Consider the following 18823-nt stretch of genomic DNA (forward strand, 5'->3'; position numbering starts at 1 on the left):
TAAAACAGTTCCCCATTTTGTTTACAAACTTTTTAACAACTACTCCAGAATTATTCTATGGTGCAATATTTTTATTGTCGCTAATACTGGTGATATTTAGTATTCCATCCATTATTCATGCTTCTTTAAAATACAAGCTTTTTGATGTTAGCGATTTGCATCGTAAAAGTCATGCAGAAAATATATCAAGGCTTGGCGGTTTATCAATCGTTTCGAGTTTTACCATTTGTACATTATTATTTTCAGCATTCATTAGTTTTAAAGAAGCTAATTTTTTAATTGTTTCCTGCATCATTTTGGCAGGTTTAGGTTTAAAAGATGATGTTTATGGCACCAACACCAGTACCAAATTTTTACTGCAATTAATTGTTGCCTCTATACTTGTTTTTTTTGGAGATTTCAGGCTTACCAGTTTGTATGGGGTGTTGGGTATAAATGAAATTAATTACGTGGGTGGAGGCATATTTTCTATTATTTTAATAATCTTTTTAAATAATGCCTTTAACCTAATTGATGGTATTGATGGTTTAGCTGGAACCATCGGCATTCTGGCCAGTTTAACTTTTGGTGTGTGCTTTGCTATCATGCATCAACTGCCTTATGCCTTTATTGCCTTTGCTCTTGCTGGTGCCATTGCTGGCTTTTTAAAATATAACTGGTTTCCGGCTAAAATATTTATGGGTGATACAGGCGCATTAATTATTGGCTTAACCACAGCTGCACTGGCAATTAAATTTATAGAATTGAATAAATTTACTGGAGCCAATAAACCCGCCTTTTATTCTGCACCAGCCATTGCGGTTTCCATTTTAATTGTTCCAATCTTCGATTCTCTTCGCATTTTTACCGTTCGCATTTTAAAGAAAAAATCACCATTTCTTGGTGACCGTAACCACATCCACCACAGGCTTGAGGATTTAGGTTTTAGACCCGATAAAATTGTAATATTAACGGTAATTTTAAATTGTATTGCCATGTTTAGTACCATTATTTTACAGCATATGGGCAGTTTTTTATTAATCATTCTTTTAATCGGAATCTGTATGATATTCAATTTGCTGATTTCAAGGCAGCTTACCAAACAGTCTCGTTTGCTAAGCGTAAATAAATGAAGGCAGAATTTACGAGCAAGTGGTAATCTGGAAATAAACATTAATTTTGCGCTCTAAAATTTTAATAACATGAGGCTGGCAATTAATGGTTTCGGGAGAATAGGCAGAACTTTTTTACGTTTGGCATTGCTAGAGGGCTTTGAGGTAGTTGCTATTAATGATCTGGCAGATGCCAAAGCCATGGCCCATCTTTTTAAATACGATTCTGTACATGGTGTTTTTAAGGGAGAAGTAGCCGCCAAACCTGATGCTTTGGTCATTGGCAAAATTACCATTCCTGTTTTTTCCATTAAAGCAGCAGATGAGCTTCCATGGTCTGCCTTAAGAGTAGATTTGGTGGTTGATTGTACGGGGAAAAACCTAACCATGGAAACTGCCGGCAAACACATTACAGCAGGCGCAAAACAAGTATTAATTTCAGCACCAGCTGCAGATGATATTCCAATGGTGGTATTAGGCGTTAATGAGAGCCAAATTGATTTAACAAGCAAAATCCTGTCTAATGCCAGTTGTACCACTAACAATATTGCGCCCATGATCAAAATATTAAACGATCATTGGGGTGTAGAAGAAGGTTATATCACTACTATTCACTCCATGACTGGTGATCAAAACCTCCATGATTCCAATCACAAAGATCTCCGCCGGGCAAGGGCAGCATCTTCTTCAATCATCCCTACTACTACAGGTGCAGCGAAAGCCATCACCCACATTTTTCCAGAATTGGATGGCTGTTTAGGTGGAGCTGGAATAAGGGTTCCGGTTTTAAATGGTTCATTAACCGATTTTACCTGTTTATTAAAAAAGAAAACGACCATTGCCGAAATTAATGCTGCATTTAAAGCTGCTGCAGAAAATGAACTAATAGGTGTAATTGAATATACTGAAGACCCGATTGTATCTGTAGATATTATTAATAATCCCCATTCCTGTATTTTTGATTCCCTTTTAACTTCTATAGTAGGCGATATGGTTAAAGTGGTTGGCTGGTATGATAATGAATTTGGTTACAGCTCTCGCCTTGTAGATGTGATTAAAAAGATTGATCAGGCAAATCAGTATAACTAAAATACACGATGGTATGTAGATATCAAACTGGATATTTTTACTACCAGTTTAGGCTACCTAATGCTTTTTTATATTTAGCCTCATCGAATTTATACAAATCAGGCGCTCTGTAGGCACCACCTCTCCGTTGCTCATCTAATTTTATAAGAATATCATAACGCATCATTTTGCGATAAAAGTTTCCACGGTTTAGCTTTTCTCCCAAAATTGCTTCGTACAGGGTCTGTAACTCAGGTAAAGTAAATGACTCTGGCAACAAATTATAGCCAATTGGTTTATGACTAATGTGTTCCCTCAAGGTAGTTAATGCTCTTTTTATGATAATTTCATGGTCCATTACCATATTTGGAATTGGTTGAACAGGCATCCATGCGCAACATTCAGTAAAACTATCTGGTATCGGATTTACCTTGGTTTGATCTACCAATGCATAATATCCAATGGTTATAAAACGCTGTTTATGCCATAAGTCATCCGGGTAATCTTTAAAGTATTCTTCAGAGCGGTTAAGGTCGCCAAATACGCCAAAATTATTCAGAAATATCTTGTCAGCGCCACTTCTTTCATATAAAATTCTTTTAGCAGCATCATCAATTCCTTCATTTTTTTGTAAATATCCACCAGGCAAAATCCAGTTTTCTTCATCTTTTATTTTTAGCAATAATACATTTAACTGGTTGTTTAAAAAGCCAAATACAACACTATCTATCGAAATATGAGGGATTGAGTTACGCCATAACGCTGCGCTTGCATCTTTAATGTCCTGAATAATCATAAATGGTTTTTAATTGATTTAATGACTTCTAAAACTAATAATTTGTTTTTCTAAATTAAACATATTAATATTGCTTCGTAATGAAGCAATGAAAGATGTGCGGATTTGTGCTAACCAATACCTTACCCTTTTAATTTTTGTACCTAAATAAGTTTCCAGTGATACTATAATGGTTTAAAGGCAATTATCCTAGAATTGCGCATATATGAAAAGGTAGTTATGGTTTTGGGATGGAGCGGCAAAATTTGCCTGTTATTGGTTGGATTAACTCATTTGAAGATTGGCTAAATGTTTAAAAAAAAATTAAATTAATTGATAACCAAATAAATAAATTATGAAAAAGTATAACGTAAATCAAGCCTTAAAGCTATCGCTGATGGCTGCATTGGTGTTTTCAAATATCTCATGGAAAAATATACCCGCTAAACACACTGAAAAATCTCTTAAAATTACCATTAACGGTTTTACTTTCGAAGATTTAAACCGAAACGGCAGATTGGATAAATATGAAGATTACCGTTTACCCATTAGTGAGCGCATTGATGATTTGATCAGCAAAATGACCGATGAAGAAAAGGCATCTATATTAATGGGCACCGGAATGCCAGGTTTTGACGGTTTAACACCTGTTGTTGGCGCTATAGAAGGTCGAGTTCCAGGAGCTGCAGGCGGCACTTATGCCATTAAACGCTTAGGAATTCCGGAAATTATCGTGGCTGATGGTCCTGCCGGATTGCGCATCAAACCCATCCGCGATAACAATAAAAATACCTATTACTGTACAGCTTTTCCGGTTGGAACTGCGCTTGCTTCAACCTGGAACCCAGAATTAATCCAGAGCGTTGGTAAAGCCATGGGCAATGAAGTGAAAGAATATGGGGTTGATGTGCTTCTTGCCCCAGCTTTAAATATTCATAGAAATCCTCTTAATGGACGTAATTTCGAATACTATTCTGAAGATCCACTGTTATCTGGTAATATAGCTGCGGCTATGGTGAATGGGATCCAATCAAACGGTGTAGGTACTTCTATAAAGCATTTTGCAGCCAATAATCAAGAAACCAATCGCCTTTCTATTAATGAACATATTACCGAAAGAACTATGCGTGAGCTGTACTTAAAAGGCTTTGAGATTGCTGTTAAAGAATCCAATCCATGGACGGTGATGTCATCGTATAACCTAATTAATGGAACTTATACTTCAGCAAGAAAAGATCTGCTAACTGATATCCTACGCAATGAATGGGGCTTTAAAGGCATTGTAATGACCGATTGGTTTGGTGGTTATGCCGGATTCGCCTCAATACAGGGAGGAACCAGTAATGTTGTAGCCCAGCTTAATGCAGGGAACGATTTACTAATGCCCGGACTCCCTGCCCAGAAAAAAGCCATTTTAGAAAACATGAAAAATGGTAAACTTTCTAAAGCAGTAGTGGATACGAACATTAAAAGAATTTTAGAACTGGTTTTTAAATCGCCAACCATGGCAAAATATAAATATACTGATAAGCCAAACTTAAAGGCCAATGCTGAAATCACACGTAATGCAGCTGCTGAAGGAATGATTTTGCTTAAAAATCAGCATAATTTATTGCCGTATCAGGCTAAAGAAAAGGCCATTTCAGCTTTTGGTGTAACCTCATATGATTTCATTGCCGGCGGAACCGGAAGTGGTGATGTAAATGAAGCTTACACTATTTCATTGATTGAAGGATTGGAAAAAGGAGGTTATCAATTGGATGCCGAACTTAAAGCCATGTATACTCCATTTGCAGTAAAAGAAAAGGCAGCAGAACTGGAAAGCCGTAAAAAACGTGGAATCCTGGCATTACCAGAAAGATTACCCGAGCTGGATTTGAGCAAGGAACTGATTGCAAAAAAAGCAGCATCAACTGAATTGGCAGTGATAACCATTGGTAGAAATTCTGGTGAGGGTGGTGATAGAACGGTAGATAATGATTTCAACCTTGCTGCTGATGAAATAAACTTAATTAACAACGTTACCGAAGCTTTTCATGCAAAAGATAAAAAAGTAGTGGTAATTCTAAATATTGGTGGCGTGATTGAAACCGCTAGCTGGAAAGATAAAGTTGATGCCATTTTACTCTCCTGGCAGCCTGGCCAGGAAGGTGGAAATTCTGTAGCTGATATTTTTAGTGGTAAAGTTACCCCTTCAGGAAAATTAACCATGACTTTCCCAATGAAGTATGAAGATACACCATCAGCTAAAAACTGGTTAGGTACACCAGTCTCTAATCCAGAAAATGTAACCTATGCAGAAGGTATTTATGTTGGCTATCGCTATTTTAATACCTTCAAAGTGAAACCATCCTTTGAGTTTGGTTACGGGTTATCTTATACCACCTTCGAATATTCCGATCTAAAATTGAGTAGCAAAACTTTTAATGGAAAGTTGACGGCATCAGTTACGGTTAAGAACACTGGTAAGGTTGCAGGAAAAGAAATTGTACAACTCTATCTTTCAGCACCACATCAAAAAATCGATAAACCAGTGGAAGAATTAAAAGCATTTGCCAAAACGAAACTGTTAAAACCAGGTCAGTCAGAAACGGTTCAGCTTACATTATCTCCAAAAGACCTGGCTTCGTTTATGGAAAGCAAAAGTGCATGGATGGCCGAAGCAGGAACCTATAAAGTTTCAATTGGTGCCTCATCATTAGCGATTAAACAATCTGCCGAATTTTCTTTAGCTAAAGAATTGGAAGTAGAAAAAGTACACAAAGCTTTTGCCTTAACCACTCCGGTTAATGAGCTTAAAAGTAAATAATTTCAAGGGAGCTATAAGAGCCTTCTCATAGGTTTTTATAGCTCCCTTTTTTCAAGAATATACATTGTCTGCTCTTCGGGCTATGTTCCTGAGATTTTCGTCCGCACGGTAATTTGCAGGTTATCATAATCGTTAACAAAATTCTTAATCAATTTTAATCAGGTTTCAAATGCTTTGCTAACTTTGCGAAGGCGCTTAAAAATATCGTTGTATCTGTCTTGTTAGTAGATACAAAACTTTTGAAAAAGTAATATATGGTTAAATTCATTCTTCCTGAAGAAGTTCTCCCGCTTAGAAGCCTGATGTTAAGAAATGGTAAGCCATTGGATGAATGTGTTTTTGATGGAGATAAAGCCTATGATACTTTTCATCTCGGTTATGTAAAAGATGATCAAATCGTTTCTGTAGCTACTTTTATGCGGAATGATTTTTTTCCTGAGGATGGAGAAGGTTACCAGCTTCGCGGAATGGCTACGCACCCGGATTATGGTGGCCGGGGCTACGGTGCAGCGTTAATCAATTTCGCAATCGAATATCTAAAGGAATACAAAACAAATTACCTTTGGTGCAATGCAAGGTCTGTTGCTGCACCCTTCTATAAAAAAATAGGGTTTATTAATGAATCGCCTGAATTTGATATTCCCGGTATTGGCATTCATTATGAAATGAGACTAAAACTAAAATAATATATAAACATGAAAACAATCGATCAGTTAAATTTTAAAGATAAAAAAGCGCTTATCCGGGTAGATTTTAATGTGCCTTTAGATGATGAATTTAAAATTACCGATGATAAAAGGATGCGTGCGGCATTGCCAACCATTACTAAAATATTAAATGATGGCGGTTCTGTTGTGTTAATGTCTCACCTGGGCAGACCAAAAGATGGCCCTACTGATAAATATTCTTTAAAACATATTCTGGGCGATTTATCCCGCATGCTTGATCTGGAAGTAAAATTTGCTGCAGATTGTATAGGTGAAGATGCTGTTAACCAGGCAAAAAATCTTTTCCCAGGAGAAGTGTTATTATTAGAGAATCTCCGCTTTTACAAAGAAGAAGAAAAAGGCGATGTAGCTTTTGCTGAGAAATTATCTAAACTGGGTAATGTTTATGTGAACGATGCATTTGGTACAGCCCATCGTGCGCATGCTTCTACTTCCATTATTGCACAGTTTTTCCCTGATGCAAAATACTTCGGTTATTTAATGGCTTCAGAGGTAGAAAATGCAGAAAAAATCTTAAACCATGCAGAACGTCCGTTTACGGCAATTATGGGTGGTGCGAAGGTTTCAGATAAAATCTTATTGATTGAAAAATTATTGGATAAAGTAGATAACCTGATCATCGGTGGTGGTATGGCTTATACTTTTGCGAAAGCACAAGGCGGTGAAATTGGTACTTCGCTTTTGGAAGCTGATAAGCAAGAACTTTCATTAGAGTTGATCGAGAAAGCTAAAGCTAAAGGCGTAAATTTAATTTTGCCAGTAGATACGGTAATTGCTGATAAGTTTGCGAATGATGCAAATAAAAAAGATGTAGATTCAGGTCAGATTCCTGCTGATTGGATGGGATTAGATATTGGTCCAAAATCAGTTGCATTATTTCAGGATGTGATTAAAAACTCTAAAACCTTATTGTGGAATGGTCCGATGGGTGTTTTTGAAATGGAAAATTTTCAAGTAGGTACAAAAGCGGTGGCCGATGCTGTGGTGGCTGCTACAACTGAGAATGGTGCCTTTTCATTAATTGGAGGTGGTGATTCTGCTGCTGCAATTGCTAAATTCGGTATGGAAGATCAAGTTAGCTACGTATCAACAGGTGGCGGTGCTTTATTAGAATATATGGAAGGTAAAGAATTACCTGGCGTTAAAGCAATTAACGGGTAATCTTACTTCGAATTCGTCATCGGGTGAATAATAGGCTATAGTTTATATTCATCTGATGACTATTTGATAAATTTGGTTATCAAATAAATAAAAATTATGGGCGACCTGCTCATTTCATTTTTTGTCATCGGATGAATAACAGGCGACAGTCTATATTCATCCGATGACTATTTAAAAGACATGCGTTTAAAATCTAACATCGCTTCACTCTCTTTGATAAATTCATCTTTTCTTATTCCGCTTAGTATAAAAAATAATTCCTTATTACATAAAGTCCCATTTCTCAGTCCAGCTAAATCCAGGTAAGATGAAAATCGCCATTGGTTTAAGTGTCTTGCCAGGCCAGCCCTGACTGGATTTAAATGAATGTAATGAGCGCATGTTGCCAAGTAATTTATAGCGTTATTATTATTTTTATCGATCAGCTCTTTTGCTTTTGTTTTTTGCTGAAACAAGGAGCCACTTCTACCTTCCTGAAGATTAATTGCTCGTGTATAAGACCTGAGCAAAATTCCAATGGCATTATTTAAATCATTAGATTTGAAATCTTCAGGAGTAAGTATCATTAAATGAAAATGGTTAGGCATTAAGCAATAGCAAAGTATATCACCATGTGGAATCAATTCTTTCCTGATCTTGTCTAGAAAAAACAAATAATTTGCTTCTGTAAAAAATATTTTTTGGCTATTATTTCCTCTATTATAAATATGATAAACAGAATGGGTCTCGAATTTCATTTCTAAATATAATAATTTTGCAACAGCATACTATTTACTACTATAATGTAATACATGCCTCTAATCTCATATTCTATTTCAAAAAAAAATTAACTCCTGATCACTATCGATCAGGATCATTCTGCCAGTTTGTGGCTTTATTTATTCATTTCTTCAATAATTAGTCTAGATTTGGAGAGAAGCGTTATTCTTTGGGATTAATTCCCACTTTAAGAAATTGCTTCTTATAAAGTATTGGTTATAAGTGTGTATGGTGTTTTGTGAGTATATCTAAAGTTGTCTATTAATTTAATTATACCACTCTAATGTAACAAAAAAGATGTTGAAAACTTTTTTGTGGTAAAATGTGGTAAAAAGTGGTAGAACTCTTTACTTTTACACTAGATAAAAAGTGTAGATACCACTATGACCCAACTTTTAGGAGAATTCGATTGTAAACTTGACGCAAAGGGACGCCTTATGGTGCCTGCTGCGCTTAAGAAACAATTGCCTAATGCAGAGAAAGAAGGGCTTATTATCAATCGCGGATTTGAAAAAAATCTGGTGATCTATCCTAAGAATGTTTGGGATGCTGTTGTAGCTGATCTGGCTAAGCTAAATATTTACGATCAGGAAAATCGTGCTTTCGTTCGGGCTTTTACCCGTGGTGCCACCGAGCTTTCGCTTGATGCTGCTGGTAGGGTGTTGCTTCCTAAATCATTGGTAGAGTATGCAGGTATTGGCAGCGACTTGGTCTTAGCTTGTCAGTTAGATCGGATTGAGGTTTGGGATAAAAAATCTTACGAAGATATTTTTGATGACGTGCCTGCAAACTTTGCAGATCTTGCTCAAAAGGTAATGGGTAATAAGAAAGGAGGCGTTGATGGAGAATAATTATCACGTTCCGGTGATGTTGCAGCCTTGCATTGATGGTCTCAATATTAATCCTGATGGGGTTTATGTTGATGTAACTTTCGGCGGTGGTGGCCACTCAAGAGAAATTTTAAAACACTTAAGTGCTAAAGGAAAATTGATTGCTTTTGATCAGGATCCTGATGCACAACAAAATATTCCAGATGATAACCGTTTGGTTTTTATAGATCAAAACTTTGGATTTTTAAAGAATAACCTTCGTTTACAAGGTGTAAGACAGGTTGACGGAATTTTGGCTGATTTAGGAGTTTCTTCACATCAGTTTGATGTTCCTCAGCGTGGATTTTCCATTCGCCATAATGCTGATTTGGATATGCGAATGGATCAGCACCGGAATTTAACGGCTGCAGAAGTGTTGAATACTTATACGGAAGATAAGCTTCATAAAATTTTTGGTATTTACGGAGAGGTGAAAAATGCAAAGTCGTTGGCGCGTGCCATCGTAACCTCGCGTTTGGAAATGCCTTTTACGGATATAGATAGTTTAAAGGCTGCTATTTCTTCGTACATCCCGAAAGGAAAAGAAAATAAATACCTGGCGCAGGTTTTTCAGGCATTACGTATCGAAGTGAATGCTGAAATACAAGTGCTTGAAGATTTTTTACAGCAGGCAGCCGATGTATTAAAGCCTGGTGGCAGACTAGTGGTAATGTCTTATCATTCCTTAGAAGATCGCCCGGTGAAGAATTTTATGGCAAAAGGTAAATTTCAGGGAGAGGTAGAAAAAGATTTCTTTGGAAATCAACAGAAGCCATTTAATGTGATCACGCGTAAAGCTATTGTAGCTACAGATGAAGAGATTGCGCTAAACAATAGGGCTAGAAGTGCAAAATTAAGAGTTGCGGAGAAGATATGAATAAGTTCAGGGAAGATATAGAAGAAGAGGAGATCGGACCTGAGCCGGAGCTAAAAGCTGCACCTAAAAAACCAAAAACAGCTGAAGAAAAAATGGATAGTAATTCATTTATCAGTAAGCTTTTTAATGACGGATTAGTATCAAAAGAGGCGGCAACAGATGCTTTGCCTTATTTGTGTTTTCTTGCCTTTTTGGGGATGATTTATATCGCCAATAGCCATTTTGCCGTAAACAATGTTCGGCGAATTGATAAATTAAATAAAGAAGTAAAAGAATTAAGGTGGGAGTATAAATCGTTAAAGGCAGATCTGATGTTCAAAAGTAAATTGACAGAAGTAGCCAAAAAGGTAGATACCCTGGGAATAAAAGAACTGATTGAACCACCAAAAAAAATAATTGTTAAAAGCGATGAATATTAGAGCAAACATCCTGCTTCGCGTATACCTGGCATTTGGCTTAATTGTGCTTTTTGCTTTTGCGGTGTTTTTACGCCTCGGTCAGGTGCAGTTTGTGCAAGGTAAAAAATGGAAGGCAATGGCCGATAGCCTGTCTACCCGCTATGTAAATGTAGAAGCTACCCGTGGAAATATTTATTCCAACGATGGCAGTTTGCTGGCTACATCTGTTCCAGAATATGAGCTTCGAATGGACATGTTTGCCGGTGGCATTGCCGATGATAAGATTTTCAATGAAAAGGTTGATTCACTTGGTTTCAAACTGTCTCAAATTTTTAACGATAAAACGCCGAAGGATTATGCCAGAATGTTGCGTAAAGGCAGGCAAGACAGTGCCAGATATCTATTAATACACCGTAAAGTAGGGTATGCAGATCTTAAAACGATCCGGACTTTCCCGCTTTATAATATTGGTAAATTTAGTGGAGGTTTAATCGCTGTTCAGCAGAACAAGCGAATTCTTCCGTTTCAGGCACTTGCAGCCCGTACCATTGGTTATAAAAATGAAAACGTTAAAAATGGGGTAGGTTTAGAGGGGGCATATAACGAATATATTAACGGAGAAACCGGAAAAAGGCTAATGCAAAGGATTGCCGGAGGAGTTTATATTCCGGTTAATGAAGAGGCTGAAGTAGCGCCGAAAGATGGAGCTGATATCATTTCAACAATTGATATTAATATGCAGGATCTCACTCAGAATGCGCTTGAAAAACAGCTGAAATTGATGAGGGCGGATCATGGAACTGCGATATTAATGGAGGTGGCCACAGGCGAAGTGAGAGCAGTAGCTAATTTCTCGAAAATTGAAGAAGGAGTTTACAAGGAGAAATTTAATTATGCCATTGCCGGAAATCAGGATCCCGGATCAACTTTCAAACTTGCATCTTACATGGCTTTGTTAGAAGATAAATTGGTAGATACCAATACAATGATCGGTACTGGATATTATCAGATTCCAGGAAAATTAATTACCGATTCACACCCTAAAATAGAAACAGTTACTGTAAAGAGAGCTTTTGAAGAATCATCAAATGCCGCAATTGCGAAATTGATCAATATGCATTATGGGTCAGATCCAATCAAATTTACTGATCACCTTTATGATTGGCATTTAAATGAAAAAATGGGTTTGCAGATTCCCGGAGAAGCAATGCCGGTGGTTAAAAATCCAAAGACAAATAAAAGCTGGAACAAAAATATGACGCTTCCGCAAATGGCTTATGGTTATGAGATGCAGTTGACACCATTAAAAATGCTCTCTTTCTATAATGCAGTGGCCAATAACGGAAAATATGTTGCGCCCATCTTTGTTAAAGAAATTAGAAGATTAGGAAATCCGGTTGAGCAGTTTAAAGCCCGCGTAATCAATGAGCAAATATGTTCGGATGTGACATTAAGTAAGATTAAAAAAATGCTTGAAGGTGTAGTAAATGAGGGTAGTGGAAAGAAAGTTGTTTATAATCCGCTTTATAAAATTGCAGGTAAAACAGGTACTGCTCAAGTTGCTGATGCCAATAAGGGTTATAAAGCGAACAAGCAATATCAGGCATCTTTTGTAGGGTATTTCCCTGCAGATAAGCCTAAATATTCCTTAATTGTGGTAATTAATGATCCAAAAGATGCTTATTACGGTGCTACAGTTTCAGGCCCGGTTTTCAGGGAAATTGCAGATCGAATTTATGCTAGCGACGTGCAAATGTACAATGATATGCCAACACGTTTAGTCGGTAATACAGGCAATCCACCAACAAAAGCAGGACAAAGCAAGGCTACACAGAAAGTTTATAAAGCATTTGGTTTTAAACTATTATTTGCATCTAAATCTGAATATTACAATATCATCGATACCAGCGCAGGTACTGTTTTTCAGGAAAATTCGGAAAAAAGAGGTGTGATGCCAAATGTAGCTGGAATGGGTTTAAAGGATGCGCTTTACCTTTTAGGGAATGCGGGTTTAAAAACAAAAGTGGCAGGCTCTGGTAAAGTAATTAATCAGTCGATAGCTGCGGGTACCAGGGTAGGTAAAGGTTTAGGTGTACAAATAGAGTTGAATTAGAAAGAAAGTCTGGAGTCTGAAGATAAAAAGAGTAAGAAGTCTTGATACTTGATACTCATTACTTGATAAGAAAATATGCAATTACAAGATTTACTTTATGGCGTAACGATTAAAGAATTGGTTGGTAAAACCGATAGAGAAATCAATGCGCTCAACTTTGATTCACGCAAGGTTGGTAAAGAAGATGTTTTTTTTGCAGTTGTGGGGACGCTAACTGACGGACATCAGTTTATAGAGCAAACTATTGCACAGGGAGCAACTGTAATTGTGTGTGAAAATCTTCCTGAAATTCATGATTATACGGTTACCTATATTAAGGTAGAAAATACGTCGGTAGCTTTAGGTATTATGGCGGGTCATTACTTTGGCAATCCTGCTGCAGAATTAAAGTTAATTGGCATAACAGGTACCAACGGTAAAACTACTATTGCCACTATTTTATTTAAATTATTTAAGGATTTAGGCTATAAAACCGGATTAATTTCAACGGTGGAAAATTATATCAATGATACCGTTATACCAGCAACACATACTACTCCAAATCCGATTGCACTTAACCAGTTACTGAGTGATATGGTAAATGCCGGATGTGATTATTGTTTCATGGAAGTCAGTTCACATGCAGTTTCTCAACATAGAATTGAAGGATTGAGCTTTTCTGGTGCTGTATTTTCTAATTTAACACATGATCACTTAGATTTTCACAAAACTTTTGAAGGCTATTTAAAGGCTAAGAAAACCTTTTTCGATATGCTTCCAAAAACAGCATTCGCATTAACAAATGTTGATGATAAAAATGGTTTGGTTATGCTGCAAAATACAAAGGCACATAAGAAAACCTATGCACTGAAGCAACTGGCAGATTTTAAAGCTAAAATTGTGGAGAACGGTTTTAGCGGATTGCATCTGGATATCGATAATGAAGATGTGTATTTCAAGTTGATTGGTTCATTCAATGCCTATAATTTATTGGCCGTATACGGAACTGCTATATTGTTGGAACAGGATAAATTGAAAGTATTAACTTCTTTAAGTCGTTTAACTGGCGCTGAAGGTCGTTTTGATTATATCGTTTCTTCAGATAAAATTATTGGTATTGTAGATTATGCCCATACGCCAGATGCTGTTCAAAATGTATTAGGCACAATTGCAGATATCCGCAAAGGAACAGAACAGGTAATTACGGTAATTGGTTGTGGTGGCGATCGGGATAAAACAAAACGTCCGGTGATGGCACAGGTGGCCTGCGATTGGAGTGATAAAGTGATTTTAACTTCCGATAACCCAAGGACGGAAGATCCTCAAAGTATTATTACAGAGATGGAAGCAGGTGTTTCGCCTACCAATAAACGCAAAACCTTATCCATTTTAGATAGAAGAGAAGCCATTAAAACAGCTTGTCATTTGGCAAAAAGCGGTGACATTATCCTCATTGCCGGAAAAGGGCATGAAAAATACCAGGAAATTAATGGCGTAAGGAACCATTTTGATGATAAAGAAATTTTACTAGAACAACTAAACCCGAACAGCTAATGTTATATTTATTATTCGAATACTTGCATAAGCATTATGACATTCCTGGATTAAGGTTGTTTCAGTATATCACGTTCCGTGCATCTATTTCCATCATTTTGTCATTGGTGATTACTACTGTTTATGGACGGAGGTTAATCGATTACCTTCATAAAAAGCAGGTAGGCGAAACGGTTAGAAACCTAGGACTCGAAGGGCAGATGCAAAAACAAGGCACTCCAACCATGGGAGGGATTATCATCTTATTGGGCATTCTGATTCCAACTTTGTTGTTTGCCAATATTTCCAATATTTATGTAATCCTGATGATCATCACAACGATTTGGATGGGGGCAGTTGGTTTCTTGGATGATTATATTAAGGTTTTTAAAAAAAATAAAGAAGGTTTAGCAGGCAAGTTTAAAGTTGTCGGGCAAGTAGGATTAGGTTTAATTGTAGGCACGACCATGTATTTTCACCCCAATATTGTGGTGAGAGAAACGGTTCAGGACGATGTAAAAGTGACTTCACCAGCGCCAATGGTACTGCGTCAGAAAGGGGAGACTTTTTACTATACACAAGATGTAAAATCGACCAAAACAAACATGCCTTTCTATAAAAACAATGAGTTTGATTACGCAAAGGTATTGAAGTTTTTAGGTGGCGATTATCAGAAGTTTGCCTTCATCATCTTTTTACTTATTACCGTTTTCATCATCACGGCGGTATCAAACGGAGCAAATATAACGGATGGGATAGATGGCCTTGCCACGGGTACATCCGCTGTAATCGGGATTACCTTAGGAATTTTGGCGTATGTTTCCGGTAACACGGTAATGGCCGATTACCTGAATATTATGTACATCCCCAATTCAGCAGAGTTGATGATTTTCGCAGGCGCATTCGTAGGTTCTTGTGTTGGTTTCTTATGGTATAATTCATATCCAGCACAGATTTTTATGGGTGATACAGGAAGTTTGGCCATTGGAGGTATCATCGCTTCCTTCGCTTTAATGATCCGCAAAGAATTGTTGATCCCGGTTCTATGCGGCGTTTTTTTAGTGGAGTTGGTGTCTGTAATTATGCAAGTCTCCTATTTTAAATATACGAAGAAACGGTTTGGTGAAGGCCGCAGGATTTTTCTGATGTCACCTTTGCATCACCACTATCAAAAAAAGGGATATCATGAAGCAAAGATTGTAACGCGTTTCTGGATTATCGGAATCATGCTGGCAATCATCACAATAGTAACATTGAAATTGAGATAGTGAAAAGCTTAAAGACCAAAGCTGAAAGCTTGAATAGCAAAAAGTAGAATTGAAAACTAAGATGCCTTAGGTGGTAAACAAAAATAAATAAGTGGTATTTAGGCTCAGTCTTGATACTTGATACTAAATACTTGATACTAATTAAAAATGAGCACAAATCAAAATAACACATCAGGAAACCTGCAGTCAGCAATGGCAGGGCAGGGTCGTGTGGTTATTTTGGGAGCAGGCGAAAGTGGCGTTGGTGCTGCAAAACTTGCACAAGCAAAAGGTTTTGAGGTGTTTGTTTCGGATTTCGGAGTAATTGCCGATAAATATAAATCAGCATTAGAGAAACTTAATATTTCTTTTGAATCAGAAAAACATACTGAGCAATTGATTTTAAATGCAGATGAGGTGATTAAAAGCCCCGGTATTCCGCCAACCGCATCTATCATTAAAAAGTTGGTTGCACAAGGAACGTCGGTTATTTCGGAGATTGAATTTGCAAAAAGATATACTGATGCTAAAATGATCTGCATTACAGGTTCTAACGGCAAATCGACTACGAGTTTGCTTACGTACCACATCCTAAAAAATGCAGGTTTAAATGTGGGGCTTGCAGGAAATATCGGTCATAGTTTTGCTGCTCAGGTTGCGGAAGAAAATTACGATTACTATGTGCTTGAAATTTCAAGTTTCATGCTTGATGATATGTTTAAGTTCAAGGCAGATATTGCTGTGCTCTTAAATATTACGCCAGATCATTTAGATCGCTACGAATACAAAATGGAAAATTATGTTGCATCCAAAATGCGCATTATTCAAAATCAAACAGCAGAAGATGTCTTTATTTATTGTGCAGATGATGAAGAGAGCATTAAAGCCGTACAACTTTTTAAGCCTGTAGCACAGACTTTTCCATTTTCCATTACAAAAAAAATTGAACCAGGTGCTTATTTAGAAGCGCAAACGATAAAGATCCTTACAGAACCAAATAAAGAACTAACCATGTCTATTCTTTCAGATTTAGCCCTTCAAGGCAAGCACAACATTTACAACTCTATGGCTTCGGGCATTGTTGCGAAGGTTTTAGAGTTAAGAAATGAAACCATTCGCGAGAGTATGGGTAATTTCAAAAATATTGAGCACAGGTTAGAGCATGTGGCTAAGATTTCAGGAATTGATTTTATCAATGATAGCAAGGCGACTAATGTAAACTCTACCTGGTATGCTTTAGAAAGTATGACAGCCGATGTAGTGTTGATTATGGGTGGAGTAGATAAAGGCAATGATTATAACATGCTTAAAGATTTGGTGAAAAGTAAGGTAAAAGCAATTGTATGTTTAGGAAAGGATAATAAACGGATTCATGATGCTTTTGAAGATGATGTAGAGATTATTGTGAATACTTTTTCAGCAGATGAAGCTACACAAATAGCTTTCCATCTGGCTAAACGCGGTGATGCGGTTTTGCTTTCACCTGCTTGCGCGAGTTTTGATTTATTTAAAAACTATGAAGACCGCGGCAACCAGTTTAAAGCAGCAGTTAAAGAATTATAATATAGGAGGCTTAAAATATGTTCCAGGCACTACTTGATAAAACAAAAGGCGATAGATGGATCTGGTTGATCATCATCTTGCTTTCGCTTATCTCCGTAATGGCAGTTTACAGTGCAACGGGAACTTTAGCCTATAAAAAAGGTGAAGCCGTAGAGAAATTGCTATTAACCAAACACCTCATCTTTGTTTTGATGGGGATTGGGATGATTTACATTGCGCATTTGCTGGACTACCGGTACTACGCTGGTATATCTAAAATTTTAATGATCATCACGATTCCATTGCTGGTTTACACGTTAATATTTGGTACGAATTTAAACGATGCATCACGCTGGGTAAAGATTCCGGTGATTGGATTAACCTTTCAAACATCCGATTTGGCAAAATTGGCTTTGATAACGTTTTTGGCTAGAATGCTCACTAAAAAGCAAGAAAACATCAAAGATGTAAAAGAGTCCTTTCTACCGATTATGGGCTCTGTTTGTGTGGTGTTTGTGTTGATTGCCTTAGCTAACCTTTCAACTGCACTAATGCTTTTCGGTGTAAGTATTTTACTATTAATTATTGGCAGGATTAGTATCAAACAAATAGCCATTGTTTGTGCGGGTGGTTTTGTGTTATTGTTATTTGTATTTTTCCTAGGGCCAAGGCGGAAGACCTATATGTCCAGGATTAATACGTTCATGCATCCGGAGATGCAGCATTCAGATAAAACTTTCCAGGCAGATCAGGCAAAAATTGCCCTGGCCACTGGTGGTGTCTTTGGTAAAGGACCAGGTAATAGTACGCAGCGCAACTTCCTGCCACACCCGTATTCCGATTTTATTTTCGCCATTATTATTGAAGAATGGGGAACACTGGGAGGAATTGTCATTATGGTACTTTACCTGGTGCTTTTATATCGATGTATAAAAATAGTAACGAAGGCCCCGAAGGCATTTGGGGCGCTATTGGCGGCGGGTTTGAGTTTTAGTTTAACCATTCAGGCTTTTGCAAACATGGCCGTTGCCGTAGGTTTAGGTCCGGTAACCGGGGTGCCTTTACCACTGGTAAGTATGGGTGGAACATCAATGATTTTTACCAGTGTAGCTTTTGGAATTATCTTAAGTGTAAGTAGAGATGTTGAAGAAAATGCCGGTACAATAGCCAAAGAGGATAAAGAAAAAGTAAAAAATAAAGTAATTGTAGGAGAGATCCCGGCGATGGCTTAAGATTATAATTGAGTTTTGAATGATGGAATTTTGAATGAGAGAGTTTTAATGAAGAAGTGATAGAATTGACCTATTAATAGCGAACATCCCAAAGTTTAATAATTATAAATTAATAGATAATGGAAAATGTAAGTAAAGTTGATTTTGTAACATCGATTAAGGCTAGAACAAAGCAGTTCGTTTTAGGTTCAATAAAATTTTATCAAACACTGCCAAAAACTGAAGAGGGAAAAATAATTGGTATACAATTTATAAGATCAGCATCCTCAGTCGGAGCAAATTATAGAGCCGCATGTAGAAGTAGATCTAGGGCTGAATTTTTTTCTAAGCTCAGTATTGTTATTGAAGAGGCTGATGAAACTGCTTTTTGGATTGAGATTCTAATTGAATCAAAGATTACAAATTCTGCTGAAGCCCAACCATTATTGAAAGAAGTAAATGAAATTTTAGCAATTGTAGCGAAAGCAAGAAAAACGGTAAGTAGTAATAAATAAAGGATTAAATGAAAGAATGATTAAATTATAGAATGTGATTGTCGCTAGTAAACTTTTACTCATTCAAAATTCACACATTTAATAATTAGAGATAGAAATAAAGAATGATAGAATAACAGAATTATGAAATGTAGCTATCGCTAGTAGA

At 37.0% G+C, this 18823-nt stretch carries 16 protein-coding genes; 14 read left to right on the forward strand and 2 right to left on the reverse strand.

Annotated elements, in window-relative coordinates:
- Positions 1-17 precede the first annotated feature (17 nt).
- Both AN34_RS05105 and gap read left to right on the forward strand, forming a co-directional pair.
- A complete protein-coding gene (locus AN34_RS05105) occupies positions 18-1112 on the forward strand; it encodes an MraY family glycosyltransferase (protein ID WP_029282955.1) in 1095 nt (364 codons plus the stop codon).
- Positions 1113-1181: 69 nt separating this feature from the next.
- Entirely contained in the window at positions 1182-2180 is a 999-nt protein-coding gene (gene gap / locus AN34_RS05110) for a type I glyceraldehyde-3-phosphate dehydrogenase (RefSeq protein WP_029282957.1), read from the forward strand.
- 40 nt (positions 2181-2220) lie between these two features.
- Here the strand turns inward: gap and AN34_RS05115 are convergent, their stop codons facing one another.
- Positions 2221-2955 (reverse strand): NUDIX domain-containing protein, encoded by a 735-nt coding sequence (locus tag AN34_RS05115; protein ID WP_029282959.1) that lies wholly within the window; start codon positions 2953-2955, stop codon positions 2221-2223.
- Positions 2956-3289: 334 nt separating this feature from the next.
- Here AN34_RS05115 and AN34_RS05120 point away from each other — a divergent pair, with 334 nt between their 5' ends.
- The 3 genes from AN34_RS05120 to pgk all read left to right on the forward strand — a co-directional run bounded on the left by AN34_RS05120 (position 3290) and on the right by pgk (position 7632).
- Positions 3290-5743, forward strand: a complete 2454-nt coding sequence (locus tag AN34_RS05120; RefSeq protein ID WP_029282961.1) for a glycoside hydrolase family 3 N-terminal domain-containing protein — start codon at positions 3290-3292, stop codon at positions 5741-5743.
- 254 nt (positions 5744-5997) lie between these two features.
- Positions 5998-6429, forward strand: a complete 432-nt coding sequence (locus AN34_RS05125) for a GNAT family N-acetyltransferase (protein WP_029282963.1) — start codon at positions 5998-6000, stop codon at positions 6427-6429.
- 9 nt (positions 6430-6438) lie between these two features.
- Positions 6439-7632: a phosphoglycerate kinase gene (gene pgk, locus AN34_RS05130; RefSeq protein WP_029282965.1), complete on the forward strand. Its 1194-nt coding sequence runs from the start codon at positions 6439-6441 to the stop codon at positions 7630-7632.
- Positions 7633-7799: 167 nt separating this feature from the next.
- Here the strand turns inward: pgk and AN34_RS05135 are convergent, their stop codons facing one another.
- On the reverse strand, positions 7800-8369 hold the full coding sequence (locus tag AN34_RS05135; RefSeq protein WP_029282967.1) for a transposase: 570 nt from the start codon (positions 8367-8369) through the stop codon (positions 7800-7802).
- A 405-nt stretch (positions 8370-8774) separates the two neighbouring features.
- Between AN34_RS05135 and mraZ the strand changes: the two genes are divergently transcribed.
- The 9 genes from mraZ to AN34_RS05180 all read left to right on the forward strand — a co-directional run bounded on the left by mraZ (position 8775) and on the right by AN34_RS05180 (position 18675).
- Complete coding sequence (gene mraZ, locus AN34_RS05140; protein WP_029282969.1) at positions 8775-9242, forward strand: division/cell wall cluster transcriptional repressor MraZ; 468 nt, start codon at positions 8775-8777, stop codon at positions 9240-9242.
- Positions 9232-10137 carry a 16S rRNA (cytosine(1402)-N(4))-methyltransferase RsmH gene (rsmH, locus tag AN34_RS05145; protein ID WP_029282971.1) on the forward strand — a complete coding sequence of 302 codons (906 nt, stop codon included), beginning with the start codon at positions 9232-9234 and terminating at the stop codon, positions 10135-10137. The genes mraZ and rsmH overlap by 11 nt, the downstream gene beginning before the upstream one ends.
- Complete coding sequence (locus AN34_RS05150; protein ID WP_029282973.1) at positions 10134-10556, forward strand: FtsL-like putative cell division protein; 423 nt, start codon at positions 10134-10136, stop codon at positions 10554-10556. Before rsmH ends, AN34_RS05150 begins: the two co-directional genes overlap by 4 nt.
- A complete protein-coding gene (locus AN34_RS05155; RefSeq protein ID WP_029282975.1) occupies positions 10546-12648 on the forward strand; it encodes a penicillin-binding protein in 2103 nt (700 codons plus the stop codon). Before AN34_RS05150 ends, AN34_RS05155 begins: the two co-directional genes overlap by 11 nt.
- Positions 12649-12723: 75 nt before the next feature.
- A complete protein-coding gene (locus AN34_RS05160; RefSeq protein WP_029282977.1) occupies positions 12724-14181 on the forward strand; it encodes a UDP-N-acetylmuramoyl-L-alanyl-D-glutamate--2,6-diaminopimelate ligase in 1458 nt (485 codons plus the stop codon).
- Entirely contained in the window at positions 14181-15428 is a 1248-nt protein-coding gene (gene mraY / locus AN34_RS05165) for a phospho-N-acetylmuramoyl-pentapeptide-transferase (RefSeq protein ID WP_029282979.1), read from the forward strand. Before AN34_RS05160 ends, mraY begins: the two co-directional genes overlap by 1 nt.
- 147 nt (positions 15429-15575) lie before the next feature.
- Positions 15576-16970 carry a UDP-N-acetylmuramoyl-L-alanine--D-glutamate ligase gene (gene murD, locus AN34_RS05170; RefSeq protein WP_082468327.1) on the forward strand — a complete coding sequence of 465 codons (1395 nt, stop codon included), beginning with the start codon at positions 15576-15578 and terminating at the stop codon, positions 16968-16970.
- 17 nt (positions 16971-16987) lie between these two features.
- Complete coding sequence (locus AN34_RS05175) at positions 16988-18181, forward strand: FtsW/RodA/SpoVE family cell cycle protein (protein ID WP_029282983.1); 1194 nt, start codon at positions 16988-16990, stop codon at positions 18179-18181.
- Positions 18182-18300: 119 nt separating this feature from the next.
- Entirely contained in the window at positions 18301-18675 is a 375-nt protein-coding gene (locus tag AN34_RS05180; RefSeq protein ID WP_029282985.1) for a four helix bundle protein, read from the forward strand.
- Positions 18676-18823: the final 148 nt, after the last annotated feature.

This window comes from Pedobacter sp. R20-19, assembly GCF_000708265.2.
GTDB lineage: Bacteria > Bacteroidota > Bacteroidia > Sphingobacteriales > Sphingobacteriaceae > Pedobacter.